Genomic DNA, 15,247 nt, shown 5'->3' on the forward strand with positions numbered 1-15,247 from the left:
CTGCCTCAGATTATCGGGTTATGGACGGTGACCAGCTTCGAGCCGTCCGGAAAGGTGGCCTCAACCTGGATGTCGGGGATCATTTCCGGCACGCCTTCCATGACCTGATCGCGGCTCAGGACGTGACGTCCGTCTTCCATTAGCGCCGCGACGCTTTGACCATCGCGCGCGCCTTCCATAATAAAGGCGCTGATCAGGGCCACGGATTCGGGGTAGTTGAGCTTCAGACCGCGGGCCAGACGGCGCTCTGCCACCAGCGCGGCGGTAAACAGCAACAGCTTGTCTTTTTCTCTGGGGGTTAGTTCCATAGCATTCTCTTAGGTCAGCCAGATTCGGGGAAGTAGCGGAGATTTACCGGTCAGATGCGGGCGCATAAATTGCCAGATATCGCGCATTGCCCGCTGGCAAAGCAGATTATCGTCACTTAAAAAGCGGACTGTCATCAGGCCATCGATAAGCGTGGCTCCGGCGTAATTAGCCAGTGGAATAAGCTTTTCACGCACGCCGTCCAGCAGCGTTTCGTTCGCCGGGTAGAACAGCAGAGTTCCGACCCACGGCTGCTCAGCGACGCTTGCCAGCTGTCCGTCGGCCAGACTCAGGCGCTCAATCAATTGCGGGGAGCCGTCGATCCACACTTCCAGCCGATTGGTTATCGCGCCGTGGCTAAAGGCTTCACCAATCACCGGGCGGCCAAGACACAGTAGGTCCCAGGCCAGCAGCGTGCTGGAGGTGGTGAGGTGAAACGCGGTATGCAAAGAGGCGTTAGCGCCGGGAAAGAAGATCGCGTCCTGCGGCAGCCATTCGAGCGTTGCGTTTTCGGCCAGCGCCAGGGTTTGCTCAAGCCGTGCCTGAGCGCCGCTGCTGCGATAAAACTTACTGGCGCCGGGCATGGTGATCAACGTATGGCAACCGGGCTCAATGGTGACGCTAATGGTCAGTTCATCGCCGCCGACGATGCCGCCGGGGGGATGGAGTAAATAGAGGTGGCAGGTCTCTTCTTCAGGATAAAAAGGGCGTTGAACGGTGAGGGGACCGACATGACGACGGGAGGCGAGCGTTGTTTTCCCGCCAAGAAATTGAAACTGCAGGTCCAGCGTGGCCTGCCAGCCTTTTTTGGTCTGTGGTAACACGGTGCCGTGCAATGTCGCGCCCCTGCAAAATCAAGATAAAACAGCAGGGTTGAGTATTGATCGGGGGCTAAGCATCACGGTCATATGAAAAGCTTATGCCCGTCATACTTCGAGCCGCAGCCACCCGACAAGAATACAGCACCATATCTAAATCAAGTTTGTCATCAGTCTCATAACCGCCATACTTCGAGCTGCGGCCGTTGGATACGTGATGCAAAGGTTACTTCTGCTCTGGCTTTTTTTTCTTCTTTTTTAACCGCGTCCAGATTCGGGTCTCCTGGCGACGCCACAGGCGCTGAATGTTGTCATGATGGCGTAGCAGGATCAGGCACGAAAGCATCGACACCGGGAAGGTGTATTGCGGTTTAAACCACCATACGTAGAACGGCGCGATAAGCGCGCTGACGATGGCGCCGAGAGAAGAGTAGCCGCTGAGCAGAATGGTGAGCAGCCAGGTCCCCGCCATCACGCCGGTGAGATCCCAGCCGATAGGGGCAATAGCGCCAAAAGCAGTAGCCACGCCTTTGCCGCCGCGAAAATTAAAGAATACCGGCCAGATGTGACCCACGCAGGCGGCAATCGCTACCAGGCCAAGCCAGAACGGGGTCAGGCCCAATGCCCACGCGCCCCAGACCGGCAGCATGCCTTTCAGCACGTCAAAAATAAGCACCGCTACGGCTGCTCTCTTGCCGCCTATTCGCAGGACGTTGGTCGCCCCGGGATTGCCGGAGCCGTTATCGCGAGGATCGGGCAGGCCAGCGAGGCGGCACACCAGAATGGCGCTGGAGATTGAGCCGCAGAGGTAGGCGAGGATAACCAGTCCAGGCGCGATTGCACTCATCAGCTGTTCCATTTTGAAAGTGTCGATTTATCCCCGTCACCTTTCGCGCAGTCGGCGCGTCGGTTTGCCTGGACGCATAGTGGCGCTATGTTCCCGAAGGCTCGCTGCGTCGCTGCTTTCCCGCAACGCAAATTATTTAGGGGATGTCTTTGCATCTGTGGATAATACGCATAATTCGCCGGAAGTGGTATCCGGTTTAGCCAAAAAGCAGGCAGGTCGTGATGGATATTGTATTTATAGAGCAACTTTCGGTAATCACCACTATTGGTGTTTATGACTGGGAACAAACCATCGAACAGAAGCTGGTGTTCGATATCGAAATGGCGTGGGATAACCGCAAAGCGGCGGCCAGTGATGATGTCAGCGATTGTCTCAGCTATGCTGACATCAGCGAGCTGGTGATTAATCACGTTGAGGGCGCGAGTTTTGCGCTTGTCGAACGCGTGGCGGAAGAAATTGCCGACCTGCTGCTGGAAAAGTTCCAATCTCCATGGGTACGTATTAAAGTCAGCAAGCCTGGCGCAGTGGCCCGGGCAACGAACGTTGGTGTCATTATTGAGCGTGGCCTTAATCTGAAACAAAACTTTTCAGGTCATACTTGTTAAACAAATTGCGTTTATACCGGTCATAGTTCCTGGTTTTTTTCATTTTACTTTTTAAAGGGTTTAATTGGATGAGCGATATACACTCGCTGCTGGTGGCGGCAATATTGGGTGTGGTTGAGGGTTTGACAGAATTTTTACCTGTTTCCAGTACGGGTCATATGATTATTGTCGGTCATCTTCTTGGTTTTGAAGGCGATACCGCAAATACTTTTGAGGTGGTGATTCAGCTAGGTTCTATTCTTGCGGTTGTTGTGATGTTCTGGCGTCGTCTGTTTGGTCTTATCGGTATTCATTTTGGCAGACCTCCAGAGCATGAAGGCCAGGGCAGTGGTCGTTTATCGCTTATTCATATTCTTCTTGGGATGATCCCGGCGGTGGTGCTGGGGCTGATTTTCCATGATTCCATTAAGTCTCTTTTCAATCCGGTTAACGTGATGTATGCGCTGATTGTTGGCGGCGTGCTGCTGATCGCGGCGGAAGTGCTGAAACCAAAACAGCCGCGCGCAGTAGGCATTGACGATATGACCTATCGTCAGGCGTTCGTGATCGGTTGCTTCCAGTGTCTGGCTCTGTGGCCGGGTTTCTCGCGTTCCGGGGCGACCATTTCTGGCGGGATGCTGATGGGCGTAAGCCGCTATGCGGCTTCTGAGTTCTCGTTCCTGCTGGCGGTGCCGATGATGATGGGCGCAACCGTGCTGGATATGTACAAGAGCATCGGTTTTCTGAGCGTTAGCGATATTCCGATGTTTGCCGTTGGCTTCATCACCGCGTTTATCGTCGCGCTGATTGCGATTAAAACCTTCCTGCAGCTGATTAAACGTATCTCGTTTATTCCGTTCGCTATCTACCGTTTTGTCGTCGCGGCAGCGGTCTACGTGGTCTTCTTCTGATAAGACCTGGCCCTCAGTCTTGCGGCTGAGGGCAACGTTTTTCTTTCCATTGTGCTACGGCTTTAATCCGCCGACGCGTCAGCTCTTCGCGAATCTCAATCCCCTGAAAACCTTCAGCCACTACCTGTTTCGTCGACACCGATTTGGCCACTTCCCAGGCTTCAAGCAGCAGGCGACCCTGAGGGTAATCGCAAGCCTCAAAACCGGCGCGCCCGCGCACGTCGGCTTCGCTGGTTAAGGCAATTTGCCTGACTCGATGCGGTTTGCGCCAGGCGTCAATGTTATCGAACAGTTTGACCAGCGTTTTAGGCTGTAGCATTGGCAGGGTATGAATCAGATCGTGAAATTCGGCGACCAGTTTTGCCAGATCGCGGATTTCATTGGGTACCCGCAGGCGAACGCAAAGCTGTTCGACCAGCTTAACGCCAGCCGGGCCGTGACCATGATGGCGTGGCCAGAGCTCTTTCGGCGTCAGCCCTTTCCCGAGATCGTGACACAGGGTGGCGAAACGCACGTCCACTTCAGGAGAGAGCATTGCCGCCATCGTGATGGTCATCAGGGTATGCAGACCCGTGTCGATTTCCGGATGCCATTTAGCAGGTGCTGGTACGCCGTAGAGGGCGTCGACTTCCGGGAACAACACCTTGAGCGCACGACAGTCGCGTAAGGTCTGAAAGAAAACCTGGGGATTACGGGTGGTGAGGGCGCTCTCCGTCTCTTTCCACACCCGCTCGGGCGTGAGGTGCGCAAGTTCACCGGCATCGGCCATCGTGCGCATCAGCGCCATAGTTTCATCAGCGATGCGAAAGCCCAGATGCGCATAGCGCGCGGCAAAACGCGCCACCCGCAGAACTCGCAGCGGATCTTCGCTAAAGGCGGGCGAGACGTGACGCAGCAGGCGCAGACGCAAATCATCCTGGCCGCCGTAGGGATCGATAATCAGACCGTCAGCATCCTGGGCCAGTGCATTAATTGTTAGATCGCGGCGCTGCAGGTCTTGCTCGAGGGTGACGTCAGCGGCGGCATAGCAGGTAAAGCCGGTGTAACCGGAACCGGATTTCCGCTCGGTACGCGCCAGGGCATACTCTTCACGGCTTTGCGGATGAAGGAACACGGGAAAATCGCGGCCTACCTGCTGGTAGCCCGCGTCGAGTAATTGCTGAGGCGTAGCGCCAACTACGACCCAATCTCTGTCTTTGACCGGTAGCCTTAATAACGCATCCCGAACCGCACCACCGACCAGATAAACCTTCACGCCTTACTCTCCCGTATTCGTTTTCTCACGATGATACGTAAGTCTGGCAGAGAAGACGAATTAGTTCATCCAGCGGTCTTTGCGTTTGCGGCTCGGCACCAGGTGTGGCAATACCAGACCGAGGAGCAGGCCGACGCCGAGCACGCCGCCGCCATACATAAACCACTGCATGATAATGGTGCGCTGTTTGTCATCTAATTGCAGATTGGCGGCGCTCACCTTCTTCTGCGCGACAACCAGCTCGTTTTTCAGCTTTTGGTTCTCTTCTTTCAGGCCGTTGATAACGGCATCGCTACCGGCGACTTTCTTTTGCATGTCCGCCGTACGCTGGTTCCAGGTGGTATCGATGTTGTTCAGCTTATCGGTCAGGGTTTTGACCTGGTTTTCCAGGTCCGGCACGCGGATGCGGATACTGGGCTCATTGCTCAGCTCTTTCAGTGGGATCCAGGCGGTACGACCGCTGCTGTCGCGCACTTGTGCATAACTGGTGCTGTCATTAGTTTGCAGCACCGCGACTTCTTCCCCGGCGTTGATGGTGCCTACGAGACGATAGTTATCGCCCGGACCGCTGCGAACCCAGGTATTCAGTTCATCAGAAACGTAACGCTTTTCTTCCGCGTGAACCGCCGTGGCGGCGCTAAGCGCCAGCAAAGTAAATGTAATAAGGCGTAATTTTGGCATCAGGTCATCGTTTGGTCATAAAAAGTTGAACGATAGTAGTGGCATCACCGTAGTGACGCAAAGTTTTCCGCCACAATCGGAATCATCCAACAGGTGGCCCGGCAAAATGCGCATTGCATGGCGATTCGCCGCAAAATACTATTTACTGACAAGAAATATCGTCGTTAGTTCGCCGCATTTTCCCGGCACAGCACATAAGCGGAAGAATTCAGTCATGGCTCAAGAAATCGAATTAAAGTTTATCGTCGCCCACAATGGTGTAGACGTACTGCGTCAGCACCTTAGCGCGTTAGAAGCTAAACACACGCCCGCAGCTCAACTGCTGAATATTTACTACGAAACGGCGGACAATTGGCTGCGTCGCCACGATATGGGGTTGCGCATTCGCGGTGACCAGGGGCGTTATGAAATGACGCTGAAAATCGCCGGTCGCGTGGTGGGCGGGCTACATCAGCGCCCGGAGTACAATATTGCGCTGGAAAAACCAGAACTGGCGCTGGAGAGGCTTCCTGCCGAAGTCTGGCCACAGGGCGAGCTGCCGGTCGAGCTTGCGCAGAACGTACAGCCGCTTTTTAGTACCGATTTCGAACGTGAAAGATGGGTAGTGAAAGAAGGCGGTAGCGAGATTGAAATTGCCCTCGATCGGGGGGAAGTCAAAGCTGGTGAGCATCAGGAGCCTATCTGCGAGCTGGAACTGGAGCTGCTGTCTGGCGATCCGCAGGATATTCTGACCCTTGCCCATCGCCTGCTGGATATCGGCGTGCTGCGTCAGGGAAGTCTGAGCAAAGCGGCTCGCGGCTATCATCTGGCGCAGGGCAATGAAGAGCGTCCGCTAACCGCATTATCTGTTTTGCGTGTGACGCCGAAGGCCAGCGTGGAGCAGGCGCTGGAGGCGGCGCTGGAAAACGCGCTGGCGCACTGGCTCTATCATGATGAAGTCCTCAATCGTGGCAATTCAAAAGCGAAAGCCGAGATTTTGCAGGCGGTTGCCCGCGTTCGGCATACGCTGGTGTTGTTTGGCGGTATTGTCCCTCGTAAGGCAACGACCCAACTTCGTGAGCGCTTGAACGAAGCTGAAGCTGCGTTGTTGGAGGAAAAGAACGCCCAGGCGGCGCTGTTTAATGTTGCCTGCGTAGGCGCTAAGCTGGCGCTTACCGAGTGGCTGGTGAATCGCGGCTGGCGTCCCTTTATGAACGCAGCCGGTGAACAGAAAATCAGTGGTTCTTTCAAACGTTTTGCTGATATTCAGCTCTCCCGCGCGGCGGCTGAGCTGAAAAATTCGATTGCGCAGCCGTCAGCCGATGAGTATGTCGGTCAGCTTCCGCGCCTGGCGCGCGAAATCGACAGCGTTCAGCTTCTGGCTGGTGCGTATGCAGATGTTGCCGCACCGTGGTTGGAAAGCTGGCAAGAAATCCACCGGGCGATTGAGCATAACGACAGCAGCGTCCTCGAATATTTCCGTCGCCAGGCGCTGGCAGCAGAGCCGTTCTGGCTGCATAGTGGAAAACGATAATTTCAGGCCAGGGAGCCCCTAAGATGCCGCTTTCTTCGCAATTACAGCAGCACTGGCAGACGGTCATAGACCGGCTACCGGCGGATTTTCCAGTATCCACATTAAGTGAGCAGGCGCAGTCGGTGATGGCATTCAGCGATTTCGTCGAGCACAGTCTGGTCGCCCAACCGCAATGGCTGGCGGAGCTTGAAAGCTCGCCGCCTGAGGCGCAGGAGTGGCGTCATTACGCCGACTGGCTACAGACGCGTCTTGCAGAGGTGAATGATGAAGCCACGTTGATGCGCGAACTGCGCCAGTTTCGCCGCTGGATAATGGTGCGTATTGCTTGGGCCCAGTCGTTATCGCTGGTCAGCGAAGAGAGCAGTTTGCAGCAGCTAAGCGTGCTGGCGGAGACGCTGATTGTCGCCGCTCGCGACTGGCTTTACGTTGCCTGTTGCCGCGAATGGGGGACTCCGTGCAATGCTGAAGGTTCGCCGCAGCCGCTGTTGATTTTGGGGATGGGCAAACTTGGCGGCGGCGAGCTTAACTTCTCCTCCGACATCGACCTGATTTTTGCCTGGCCGGAGCACGGCTCCACGCAAGGTGGGCGTCGGGAGTTGGATAACGCGCAGTTTTTTACCCGTCTTGGACAACGTTTAATCAAGGTCCTGGATCAGCCCACTCAGGATGGTTTCGTTTATCGCGTCGACATGCGCCTGCGCCCGTTTGGCGATAGCGGCCCGCTGGTATTGAGCTTCGCCGCGCTGGAGGATTATTACCAGGAGCAGGGGCGCGACTGGGAGCGATACGCGATGGTGAAAGCGCGGATTATGGGTGATAACGATGGCATTTATGCCAGCGAACTGCGCGCCATGCTGCGACCGTTCGTCTTCCGTCGCTACATCGATTTCAGCGTCATTCAGTCCCTGCGCAACATGAAAGGGATGATTGCCCGTGAAGTGCGCCGCCGGGGGCTGAAGGACAATATCAAGCTCGGCGCGGGCGGCATCCGTGAGATTGAATTTATCGTCCAGGTCTTCCAGCTGATTCGCGGCGGGCGCGAGCCGATGCTGCAACAGCGTGCTTTGTTGCCGACGCTGGCCGCTATCGAAGAGCTTCATTTGTTACCTGAAGGCGATGCGCCTGGGCTGCGAGAGGCCTATCTGTTTTTACGTCGCCTGGAAAACTTGCTGCAAAGCATCAACGACGAGCAGACGCAAACCCTGCCGCAGGATGAGCTTAATCGCGCCCGGCTGGCGTGGGGGATGGGCGCTGCCGACTGGGAGGCCCTTAGCGCGCGGCTGGCCGAGCAGATGGCCAACGTGCGGCGCGTCTTTAATGAATTGATCGGTGATGATGAAGCACAATCGCCAGATGAACAGCTCGCAGAGTACTGGCGCGAACTGTGGCAGGACGCGCTGGAAGAGGACGATACCAGCCCGGCGCTGGCGCATCTTGCCGATAACGATCGCCGCAGCGTGCTGACGCTGATCGCCGATTTCCGTAAAGAGCTGGACCGACGCACGATTGGCCCGCGCGGTCGTCAGGTGCTTGATCAGCTCATGCCGCATCTGCTGAGCGAAATTTGTTCACGTGCGGATGCTCCGGTACCTTTGGCGCGCATTACGCCGCTACTGACCGGGATCGTCACTCGTACCACTTATCTTGAGCTGCTGAGCGAATTCCCTGGCGCGTTGAAGCATCTGATTAGCCTGTGCGCCGCTTCGCCGATGGTTGCCAGCCAGCTGGCTCGGCATCCGCTGCTGCTGGATGAGCTGCTGGACCCGAATACCCTCTATCAACCAACGGCCACTGACGCTTATCGTGATGAGCTGCGCCAGTATCTGCTGCGCGTGCCGGAAGAGGATGAAGAGCAGCAACTGGAAGCGTTACGCCAGTTTAAGCAAGCTCAGTTGTTACACATTGCCGCTGCCGACATCGCCGGGACGCTGCCGGTGATGAAAGTGAGCGATCACTTAACCTGGCTGGCTGAGGCGATGATCGATGCGGTGGTTCAGCAGGCATGGCTGCAAATGGTCGCCCGCTATGGTCAGCCAACGCATCTGCACGATCGTCAGGGGCGCGGCTTTGCGGTGGTTGGCTACGGCAAGCTGGGGGGATGGGAGCTGGGCTACAGTTCTGACCTCGATCTGGTGTTTCTGCATGACTGTCCGATGGAAGTGATGACCGACGGCGAGCGCGAAATTGATGGTCGCCAATTTTATCTGCGCCTGGCGCAGCGCATTATGCATCTTTTCAGCACCCGAACGCCTTCGGGCATTCTGTACGAAGTAGACGCTCGCTTACGTCCTTCAGGCGCGGCGGGTATGCTGGTCACCACCACCGATTCCTTTGCTGATTATCAGCAAAACGAAGCCTGGACCTGGGAACATCAGGCGCTGGTTCGAGCTCGCGTTGTCTATGGCGACCCTGAGCTACAGGCGCGTTTTGACGTGATTCGTCGGGATATTCTTACCACTGCGCGCGAAGGCGAAAAACTGCAAACTGAAGTGCGGGAAATGCGTGAAAAAATGCGCGCTCACCTCGGCAATAAGCACCATGATCGCTTTGATATTAAAGCTGATGCTGGCGGGATCACGGATATTGAATTTATTACCCAGTATCTGGTCCTACGCTATGCCAGTGATAAGCCGAAGCTCACGCGTTGGTCTGATAACGTGCGCATTCTGGAACTGCTGGCGCAGAACGATATTATGGAGGATGCAGAGGCGAGGGCATTGACCCATGCCTACACCACGTTACGCGATGCGTTGCATCACCTGGCCCTGCAGGAGCTGCCGGGGAACGTGGCGCCTGACGCGTTTAGTCAGGAACGTGAACAGGTCAGCGCCAGCTGGCAGAAGTGGTTGATGGCTTAACTAAAAAAACGGGTGTGCTATTATCGCGCGCAAAGTTTGCGTCTCGCAGGAGAAAGTAATGAAAGTAACGCTGCCAGAGTTTGAACGTGCAGAAGTGTTGGTGGTTGGCGATGTGATGCTGGACCGCTACTGGTATGGCCCTACTAGCCGAATTTCGCCGGAAGCGCCGGTGCCGGTGGTGAAAGTAGAAAATATCGAAGAACGTCCTGGCGGTGCGGCAAACGTAGCGATGAACATTGCGTCGCTCGGTGCGACTTCTCGCCTGGTTGGCCTGACCGGGATTGACGATGCTGCCCGTGCGTTAAGCAAGGCGCTGGCCGACGTCAATGTGAAGTGCGACTTTGTTTCCCTGCCGACACATCCAACAATCACCAAGCTACGCGTGCTTTCGCGCAACCAGCAGCTGATTCGTCTTGATTTCGAAGAAGGTTTCTCTGGCGTCGATCCGCAGCCGATGCACGAGCGTATTCAGCAGGCGCTGAGCTCTATTGGTGCGCTGGTGCTGTCTGACTACGCCAAAGGCGCGCTGACCAGCGTGCAGACCATGATTAAGCTCGCTCGTGACGCGGACGTTCCGGTGTTGATCGACCCGAAAGGCACTGATTTTGAACGCTATCGTGGTGCTACGCTGCTGACGCCGAACCTCTCCGAGTTTGAAGCGGTAGCGGGGAAATGTCAGAACGAAGCGGAAATCGTTGAGCGTGGGATGAAAATCATCACTGATTTCGAGCTGTCTGCGCTGCTGGTCACTCGCTCCGAGCAGGGTATGACGCTGCTGCAACCGGGCCGACCAGCTCTGCATATGCCGACTCAGGCGCAGGAGGTTTATGACGTTACCGGCGCGGGCGATACGGTGATTGGCGTGCTGGCCGCGACGCTGGCTTCCGGTAATTCGCTGGAAGAGGCCTGCTACTTCGCCAACGCGGCGGCAGGCGTGGTGGTGGGCAAACTCGGTACCTCTACCGTTTCGCCTATCGAGCTGGAAAATGCGGTTCGCGGGCGTTCAGAAACGGGCTTTGGCGTGATGAACGAAGAAGAGCTGAAGCTGGCAGTGGCTGCGGCGCGTAAACGCGGCGAGAAAGTCGTGATGACCAACGGCGTGTTCGACATTCTGCACGCGGGCCACGTCTCCTATCTGGCGAATGCGCGCAAGCTGGGCGACCGCCTGATTGTTGCTGTTAACAGCGACGCATCGACCAAACGTCTGAAAGGTGAGTCTCGCCCGGTGAACCCGCTGGATCAACGAATGATCGTGCTGGGCGCGCTGGAAGCTGTCGACTGGGTGGTCTCTTTTGAAGAAGATACGCCACAGCGGCTGATTGCAGGCATTCTGCCGGATCTGTTGGTGAAAGGCGGCGACTACAAGCCGGAGCAGATTGCCGGTAGTGAAGAGGTGTGGGCAAACGGCGGCGAGGTGCTGGTGCTCAACTTTGAAGATGGCTGTTCGACAACCAATATCATTAAGAAGATCCAGAAAGATAGCGATAAATCATGAATGTTGGAGGCGCATTGAGCATTTCGCTTTGGTGCGCTCCTCGCTGTTGACGCTGCTGTTTTTTCGACCTAAAGTAAAGGAATAAGGGTGAGAGGGGATTTCTCCCCCCTCTGATTGACTGTTAGAAAGTCGGGAAACTTATCAGTAACAGCACAACCAGTATGATGACCAGTTTCATCATAACCCTTTCCTTATTAAGGCCCCTTCCTCGGGAGGGGCTTTCCCGTTTCAGCCCCTTGCTGACACAGCGATTGTTAGTGAGCGCCCTCACAGGCACAAGTGCTTCCCCTCTCCGATTTTTTATTACTGGAGCGTCCACGCAAAAACAGCATTCCTGGCGCTGAAAGGTCATGTTTGGGATAAAAAAATCCCCGGCTTTTGGGGCCAGGGATGAGGTGTTTAGCGCTTTTGCTGGGAAGCGATTATGCTTCTTTTCCTACTGATTCCTCACCTGGCTCGATCGCTGTTGGTGAATTTAGTGGCGAGGTCAGAGCATTAAGCGAACCACCGGAGAGGCCAATTTCATTTAACAGCGAATCAATCAGCGGTGCCTGGGTACGATAGGAAAGGGCCGCGGACAACGCCTGCTCCGCCAGATTGCTGCCGCCTGCGCTGACGGTGGCGTTTTCCGCGCCGCCAGAGCCGCCGCCCCGGTTAAGGCCGTCAACCTGAATAATCTTGATGCCTTCAATGGACTTCATCGGCTCAACGGATTTCTCGATAACCGCCGGTAGCGATTGCAGTAGCGCCAGTTTGAATTTCAGACTGGTCTGCTGATCGGAAAGTACGTTGATAGCATCGTTGAGTGCGCGCTGGGCTTCCGCTTCCGCGAGGCCCTTTTTCTTCGTGGCTTCTGCCAGTTCAACGATTGCCGCTGCCTGAAGCTCAGCGGCTTCTTTTTCTGCTTTTGCCCGAACCGTCAGCTCGACCGCTTGGGTTTCTGCATCCTGAGAGGCGGCGATTAACGCAACCTGTTTAGCACGATCGGCTTCCGCCGTTTGGCGCGTGGTTTCAACGTTTTGCTGTGCGCGGACGGATTCGGCCAGCGCGTCGTTTGCACGAGCTTCTGCCTGAGACTGCTGTTCGGATTTTGCGGCGATGGCGATAGATTTTGTCTGATTCGCAATTTCCGTCGCCTGCTGTTGCTCGATCTCTTTAATGCGAATTTCCCGTTCCGCTTCGACCTTTTTAGTCCGCACAATCTGCTCGCGTTCGATTTCGCTTTCCTGAATCTGTCGTTCAGCCTGGATGCGTGTTTGTTCCGCTTCGCGATGGCGTTCCGCTTCAAAAGCGGCGATTTTCGCGTTTTGCTCGGCGGTGCGGGTTTTCACCTGCTGCTCCTGCTCAAGCGTCATAAAGGCTTCTTGCTGTGCGATTTCGAGCTTGCGCGACAGGGCATCGCGGTTTTTTTCCCGCACGGCAACTTCAACGTCCTGCTCGACTTCATTACGCTCGCGACGACGACGCTCCGTCTCCTGGGTGAGCTTAGTCAGACCTTCGGCGTCAAAGGCGTTGTTGGGGTTGAAGTGCTCTTTCGAAGTCTGGTTGAAGTTGGTCAACGAGACGCTTTCCAGCTCCAGGCCGTTTTTGGATAAGTCTTCAGCAACGGTATTTTGTACGCCCTGCACGAAGTTTTCACGCGTATCCTGCAGCTCATGCATGGTCATCTGCGCCGCGGTGGCGCGCAGAGCATCCACGAACTTATCCTCGACCAGCATGCGTAAATCTTCCGGCGACAATGTGCGTTGACCGAGGGTTTGCGCTGCGGTGGCAATACCTTCAATAGACGGTTTGACCCTGACGAAGAAGGCCACAACGACGTCGACGCGCATACGATCTTTGGTGATCAGGCTGTCGGCGGTAGAGCGGCTAACTTCAAGCTTCAGGGTATTCATGTTGATCGGAATGATTTCGTGGAAAATGGGCATGGAGATAGCACCGCCGCTCATAACCACTTTTTGTCCGCCAAGACCTGTACGGACAAAAGCCTGTTCTGCGGAAGCCCGGCGATAGAGCCTGGCGAAAATAATACCGATAACCAATAGAACAATGACGACGACACCCGCCGTAAACATCCATGAGGGGAATAAGCCAGTAATGCCATCCATTATGTAACCTCCTTATTTATGAGAAACAAAACTATAAAACGTGTGGCCAGGGATTTAGCTCAGCTAAATAACGTGTTGAGGTAAGTCTGAGGATAATTAGAACCCGATCCCCTCTTTTAAACTCTTTACCCTCTTCCGGCTCAAGTAATAAATAATGTGTTTGACCGAATTTATCCGTGAACTTTCCTTCGCACGGACGGCCTGACTCGGCAAAATGACCGGTAATAAGGGCCATGCTGCCAATAAAATCGTCTTCGGTAATTGCCGTGGTTTCATCCAGCGGCAACCATGGCGCAATGGCTTTTCCCGTGTAGTGTACCGCGATGCCAGAGACCACCAGGCAGACCGGCGCTAACAGGAAGTTGTTTAACGGCGATGACATAAGGCTTACCCAGGCATGCTGAATGATGATACCGAGGAAACCAAAATAGCCTCCCAGCAGACAGAGTACGATAAGTGCAGGGATTCGCCCGATATTCAGATAATGAAGAACCTGGCCGATGTTACCGGAAGTTAAAGAGTCAAAATGATTTAAATGCGCGTCAATAATGCCGGAAAGCAGATGTCCGAAAATAAGCGCAATAACTTCCAGAAGACCAATAAGGAGTACGAATGATAGGGCAAAAAGATAAGGGTTGTTGTATTCGGAAAATAGATGCATGAATCTCCTTATTCGTGAAAGATCTTATAAAGATTTTACCCGGATACTGGTGGTTAGTTTAACAATAATACGCGCAATAGAATAGGTAATATCGCTATTCCTTTTGTTTTTTAATGCGCTCAGATGGAACTTAAACCGTGCAGTATCCAGGGGGGCCTGGAGACAAAGGGGAGAGAGGTTCAGCGATGTGAGATCACACTTTAAAACCTAATGATGAGAATTATGATTCAGCGCAATAAATAGCCACTTTGAGCGCATTTTTCGCCCAAAAAAGGTTAAGGTAAGGGTAAATACTGAAGCGAGTAAAAAGCATATGACCAATCAGAATACCAACGGCTGAAGGAGTATGCGGATGAATAATAAAGACATGTATTTGATGAAGAATTTTGATTTTCTGGCTCAGAGTTTCGCCAGAATGTACGCACAAGGTCAGCCCGTCGATCTTCAGGCCATTGTCGGTAACATGGATGAAGCGCATCGCGAATGGTTTTGCCAACGATATGAGTTTTACCGCCAGCAGGTGAGTAAGGCCATGAGCCCAGAAGCGGAGCTGGAGCACTGAGACTACAACGGGCCGAAAAGGCCCGTTGCTTGTTTTTACGGCTTCTCTTCTGCGTCCGGAGTCACCGAGACGCTTACCGAACGGCTTTCCAGTTCGCTCAGGCGTTGTTCCAGCAAAGCCAGTTTTTCACGTGTACGCAGTAGCACCTGCGTCTGCACATCAAACTCTTCGCGGCTTACCAGATCCAGACGAGTTAACTGCGACTGGAGCACCTGACGAATTTTTTTCTCCACATCTTCTCCAAGGTCACGAAGGCCTTTCGGCATTGACTCATGGACCTGACGGGCGATCTGTTCAATTTTTTTCGGGTCAATCATGGTGGTTTCCTGATCTGGTCGGTTTGCCGCTCATTGTAGTGCGATCGTCGGTACCGATAAACCATAAATGTTTGAAGCTTATGCATTGCCGACGATAGTCAATAGCGTTATAGTTGCTGTGCTTATTCTCAGGGCGGGGCGAAATTCCCCACCGGCGGTAAATCAACCATAGCGTTGAAAGCCCGCGAGCGCTTTCTGCGAAAGCAGAAAGGTCAGCAGATCCGGTGTGATTCCGGGGCCGACGGTTAGAGTCCGGATGGGAGAGAGTAACGGCTCAGTCGGGTTTCGATCCGCTTGCGTTGACTTTTGCCGCTAAACCGGCGCTCCTAAG

The 15,247-nt window shown here is 54.6% G+C and carries 15 protein-coding genes, 1 pseudogene and 1 riboswitch; of the genes and pseudogenes, 7 read left to right on the forward strand and 9 right to left on the reverse strand.

Annotation, left to right across the window (positions count from 1 at the left end; all coding sequences use genetic code 11):
* Window positions 1-5: 5 nt before the first annotated feature.
* Both ACMYSL_RS03985 and ACMYSL_RS03990 read right to left on the reverse strand, forming a co-directional pair.
* Window positions 6-308 carry an urease subunit gamma gene (locus ACMYSL_RS03985; RefSeq protein ID WP_110273008.1) on the reverse strand — a complete coding sequence of 101 codons (303 nt, stop codon included), beginning with the start codon at window positions 306-308 and terminating at the stop codon, window positions 6-8.
* A gap of 9 nt (window positions 309-317) precedes the next feature.
* Window positions 318-1,142 (reverse strand): urease accessory protein UreD, encoded by an 825-nt coding sequence (locus ACMYSL_RS03990; protein ID WP_434661426.1) that lies wholly within the window; start codon window positions 1,140-1,142, stop codon window positions 318-320.
* Between ACMYSL_RS03990 and ACMYSL_RS03995 the strand changes: the two are divergent.
* Window positions 1,132-1,215 (forward strand): annotated as a pseudogene (locus ACMYSL_RS03995) (short-chain dehydrogenase); the annotation flags it as partial. The gene ACMYSL_RS03990 and the pseudogene ACMYSL_RS03995 overlap by 11 nt on opposite strands.
* 135 nt (window positions 1,216-1,350) lie before the next feature.
* On the opposite strand, the gene plsY reads toward ACMYSL_RS03995, so the two are convergent.
* Window positions 1,351-1,971, reverse strand: coding sequence for a glycerol-3-phosphate 1-O-acyltransferase PlsY (plsY, locus tag ACMYSL_RS04000; protein WP_434661427.1), 621 nt, complete (start codon window positions 1,969-1,971; stop codon window positions 1,351-1,353).
* Between the two features lie 221 nt (window positions 1,972-2,192).
* Here plsY and folB point away from each other — a divergent pair, with 221 nt between their 5' ends.
* Both folB and bacA read left to right on the forward strand, forming a co-directional pair.
* A complete protein-coding gene (gene folB / locus ACMYSL_RS04005) occupies window positions 2,193-2,576 on the forward strand; it encodes a bifunctional dihydroneopterin aldolase/7,8-dihydroneopterin epimerase (RefSeq protein WP_434661428.1) in 384 nt (127 codons plus the stop codon).
* A 68-nt stretch (window positions 2,577-2,644) separates the two neighbouring features.
* Entirely contained in the window at window positions 2,645-3,466 is an 822-nt protein-coding gene (gene bacA, locus ACMYSL_RS04010; RefSeq protein ID WP_182234980.1) for an undecaprenyl-diphosphate phosphatase, read from the forward strand.
* Window positions 3,467-3,479: 13 nt separating this feature from the next.
* On the opposite strand, the gene ACMYSL_RS04015 is transcribed toward bacA, so the two are convergent.
* Both ACMYSL_RS04015 and ACMYSL_RS04020 read right to left on the reverse strand, forming a co-directional pair.
* Window positions 3,480-4,721, reverse strand: coding sequence for a multifunctional CCA addition/repair protein (locus tag ACMYSL_RS04015; protein WP_434661430.1), 1,242 nt, complete (start codon window positions 4,719-4,721; stop codon window positions 3,480-3,482).
* A gap of 60 nt (window positions 4,722-4,781) precedes the next feature.
* On the reverse strand, window positions 4,782-5,402 hold the full coding sequence (locus ACMYSL_RS04020) for a TIGR04211 family SH3 domain-containing protein (protein ID WP_112213692.1): 621 nt from the start codon (window positions 5,400-5,402) through the stop codon (window positions 4,782-4,784).
* 214 nt (window positions 5,403-5,616) lie between these two features.
* On the opposite strand from ACMYSL_RS04020, the gene ACMYSL_RS04025 reads away from it, so the two are divergent.
* Genes ACMYSL_RS04025 through hldE form a run of 3 tightly spaced genes read left to right on the forward strand, consistent with a single transcriptional unit; the run spans window position 5,617 to window position 11,268 of the window.
* Window positions 5,617-6,915, forward strand: coding sequence for an inorganic triphosphatase (locus ACMYSL_RS04025; protein ID WP_434661432.1), 1,299 nt, complete (start codon window positions 5,617-5,619; stop codon window positions 6,913-6,915).
* Window positions 6,916-6,938: 23 nt separating this feature from the next.
* Window positions 6,939-9,773 (forward strand): bifunctional [glutamate--ammonia ligase]-adenylyl-L-tyrosine phosphorylase/[glutamate--ammonia-ligase] adenylyltransferase, encoded by a 2,835-nt coding sequence (gene glnE, locus ACMYSL_RS04030; RefSeq protein ID WP_434661434.1) that lies wholly within the window; start codon window positions 6,939-6,941, stop codon window positions 9,771-9,773.
* A gap of 58 nt (window positions 9,774-9,831) precedes the next feature.
* Window positions 9,832-11,268 carry a bifunctional D-glycero-beta-D-manno-heptose-7-phosphate kinase/D-glycero-beta-D-manno-heptose 1-phosphate adenylyltransferase HldE gene (gene hldE / locus ACMYSL_RS04035; protein ID WP_434661436.1) on the forward strand — a complete coding sequence of 479 codons (1,437 nt, stop codon included), beginning with the start codon at window positions 9,832-9,834 and terminating at the stop codon, window positions 11,266-11,268.
* Window positions 11,269-11,389: 121 nt separating this feature from the next.
* On the opposite strand, the gene ACMYSL_RS04040 is transcribed toward hldE, so the two are convergent.
* From ACMYSL_RS04040 to ACMYSL_RS04050, 3 genes are all read right to left on the reverse strand, one after another.
* On the reverse strand, window positions 11,390-11,449 hold the full coding sequence (locus ACMYSL_RS04040) for a type I toxin-antitoxin system Ibs family toxin (RefSeq protein ID WP_142462141.1): 60 nt from the start codon (window positions 11,447-11,449) through the stop codon (window positions 11,390-11,392).
* 241 nt (window positions 11,450-11,690) lie between these two features.
* A complete protein-coding gene (locus ACMYSL_RS04045; protein WP_434661438.1) occupies window positions 11,691-13,376 on the reverse strand; it encodes a flotillin family protein in 1,686 nt (561 codons plus the stop codon).
* A 31-nt stretch (window positions 13,377-13,407) separates the two neighbouring features.
* Complete coding sequence (locus ACMYSL_RS04050) at window positions 13,408-14,037, reverse strand: OB-fold-containig protein (RefSeq protein ID WP_182234973.1); 630 nt, start codon at window positions 14,035-14,037, stop codon at window positions 13,408-13,410.
* Window positions 14,038-14,389: 352 nt separating this feature from the next.
* Here ACMYSL_RS04050 and glgS point away from each other — a divergent pair, with 352 nt between their 5' ends.
* Entirely contained in the window at window positions 14,390-14,599 is a 210-nt protein-coding gene (glgS, locus tag ACMYSL_RS04055) for a cell surface composition regulator GlgS (RefSeq protein WP_181484831.1), read from the forward strand.
* 35 nt (window positions 14,600-14,634) lie between these two features.
* Here the strand turns inward: glgS and ubiK are convergent, their stop codons facing one another.
* Window positions 14,635-14,916: a ubiquinone biosynthesis accessory factor UbiK gene (gene ubiK / locus ACMYSL_RS04060; RefSeq protein ID WP_304253661.1), complete on the reverse strand. Its 282-nt coding sequence runs from the start codon at window positions 14,914-14,916 to the stop codon at window positions 14,635-14,637.
* Window positions 14,917-15,036: 120 nt separating this feature from the next.
* A riboswitch (FMN riboswitch) is annotated at window positions 15,037-15,188 on the forward strand.
* Window positions 15,189-15,247 lie beyond the last annotated feature (59 nt).

This window comes from Klebsiella sp. MISC125, from assembly GCF_051131775.1.
Taxonomy (GTDB): domain Bacteria; phylum Pseudomonadota; class Gammaproteobacteria; order Enterobacterales; family Enterobacteriaceae; genus Klebsiella.

Coding starts and splice junctions, on each gene's coding strand:
- hldE (WP_434661436.1), top strand. CDS start 9,832: ATGAAAGTAACGCTGCCAGAGTTTGAACGTGCAGAAGTGTTGGTGGTT.
- bacA (WP_182234980.1), top strand. CDS start 2,645: ATGAGCGATATACACTCGCTGCTGGTGGCGGCAATATTGGGTGTGGTT.
- folB (WP_434661428.1), top strand. CDS start 2,193: ATGGATATTGTATTTATAGAGCAACTTTCGGTAATCACCACTATTGGT.
- glnE (WP_434661434.1), top strand. CDS start 6,939: ATGCCGCTTTCTTCGCAATTACAGCAGCACTGGCAGACGGTCATAGAC.
- ACMYSL_RS04025 (WP_434661432.1), top strand. CDS start 5,617: ATGGCTCAAGAAATCGAATTAAAGTTTATCGTCGCCCACAATGGTGTA.
- glgS (WP_181484831.1), top strand. CDS start 14,390: ATGAATAATAAAGACATGTATTTGATGAAGAATTTTGATTTTCTGGCT.
- ACMYSL_RS04050 (WP_182234973.1), bottom strand. CDS start 14,037: ATGCATCTATTTTCCGAATACAACAACCCTTATCTTTTTGCCCTATCA.
- ubiK (WP_304253661.1), bottom strand. CDS start 14,916: ATGATTGACCCGAAAAAAATTGAACAGATCGCCCGTCAGGTCCATGAG.
- ACMYSL_RS04045 (WP_434661438.1), bottom strand. CDS start 13,376: ATGGATGGCATTACTGGCTTATTCCCCTCATGGATGTTTACGGCGGGT.
- ACMYSL_RS04020 (WP_112213692.1), bottom strand. CDS start 5,402: ATGCCAAAATTACGCCTTATTACATTTACTTTGCTGGCGCTTAGCGCC.
- ACMYSL_RS03985 (WP_110273008.1), bottom strand. CDS start 308: ATGGAACTAACCCCCAGAGAAAAAGACAAGCTGTTGCTGTTTACCGCC.
- plsY (WP_434661427.1), bottom strand. CDS start 1,971: ATGAGTGCAATCGCGCCTGGACTGGTTATCCTCGCCTACCTCTGCGGC.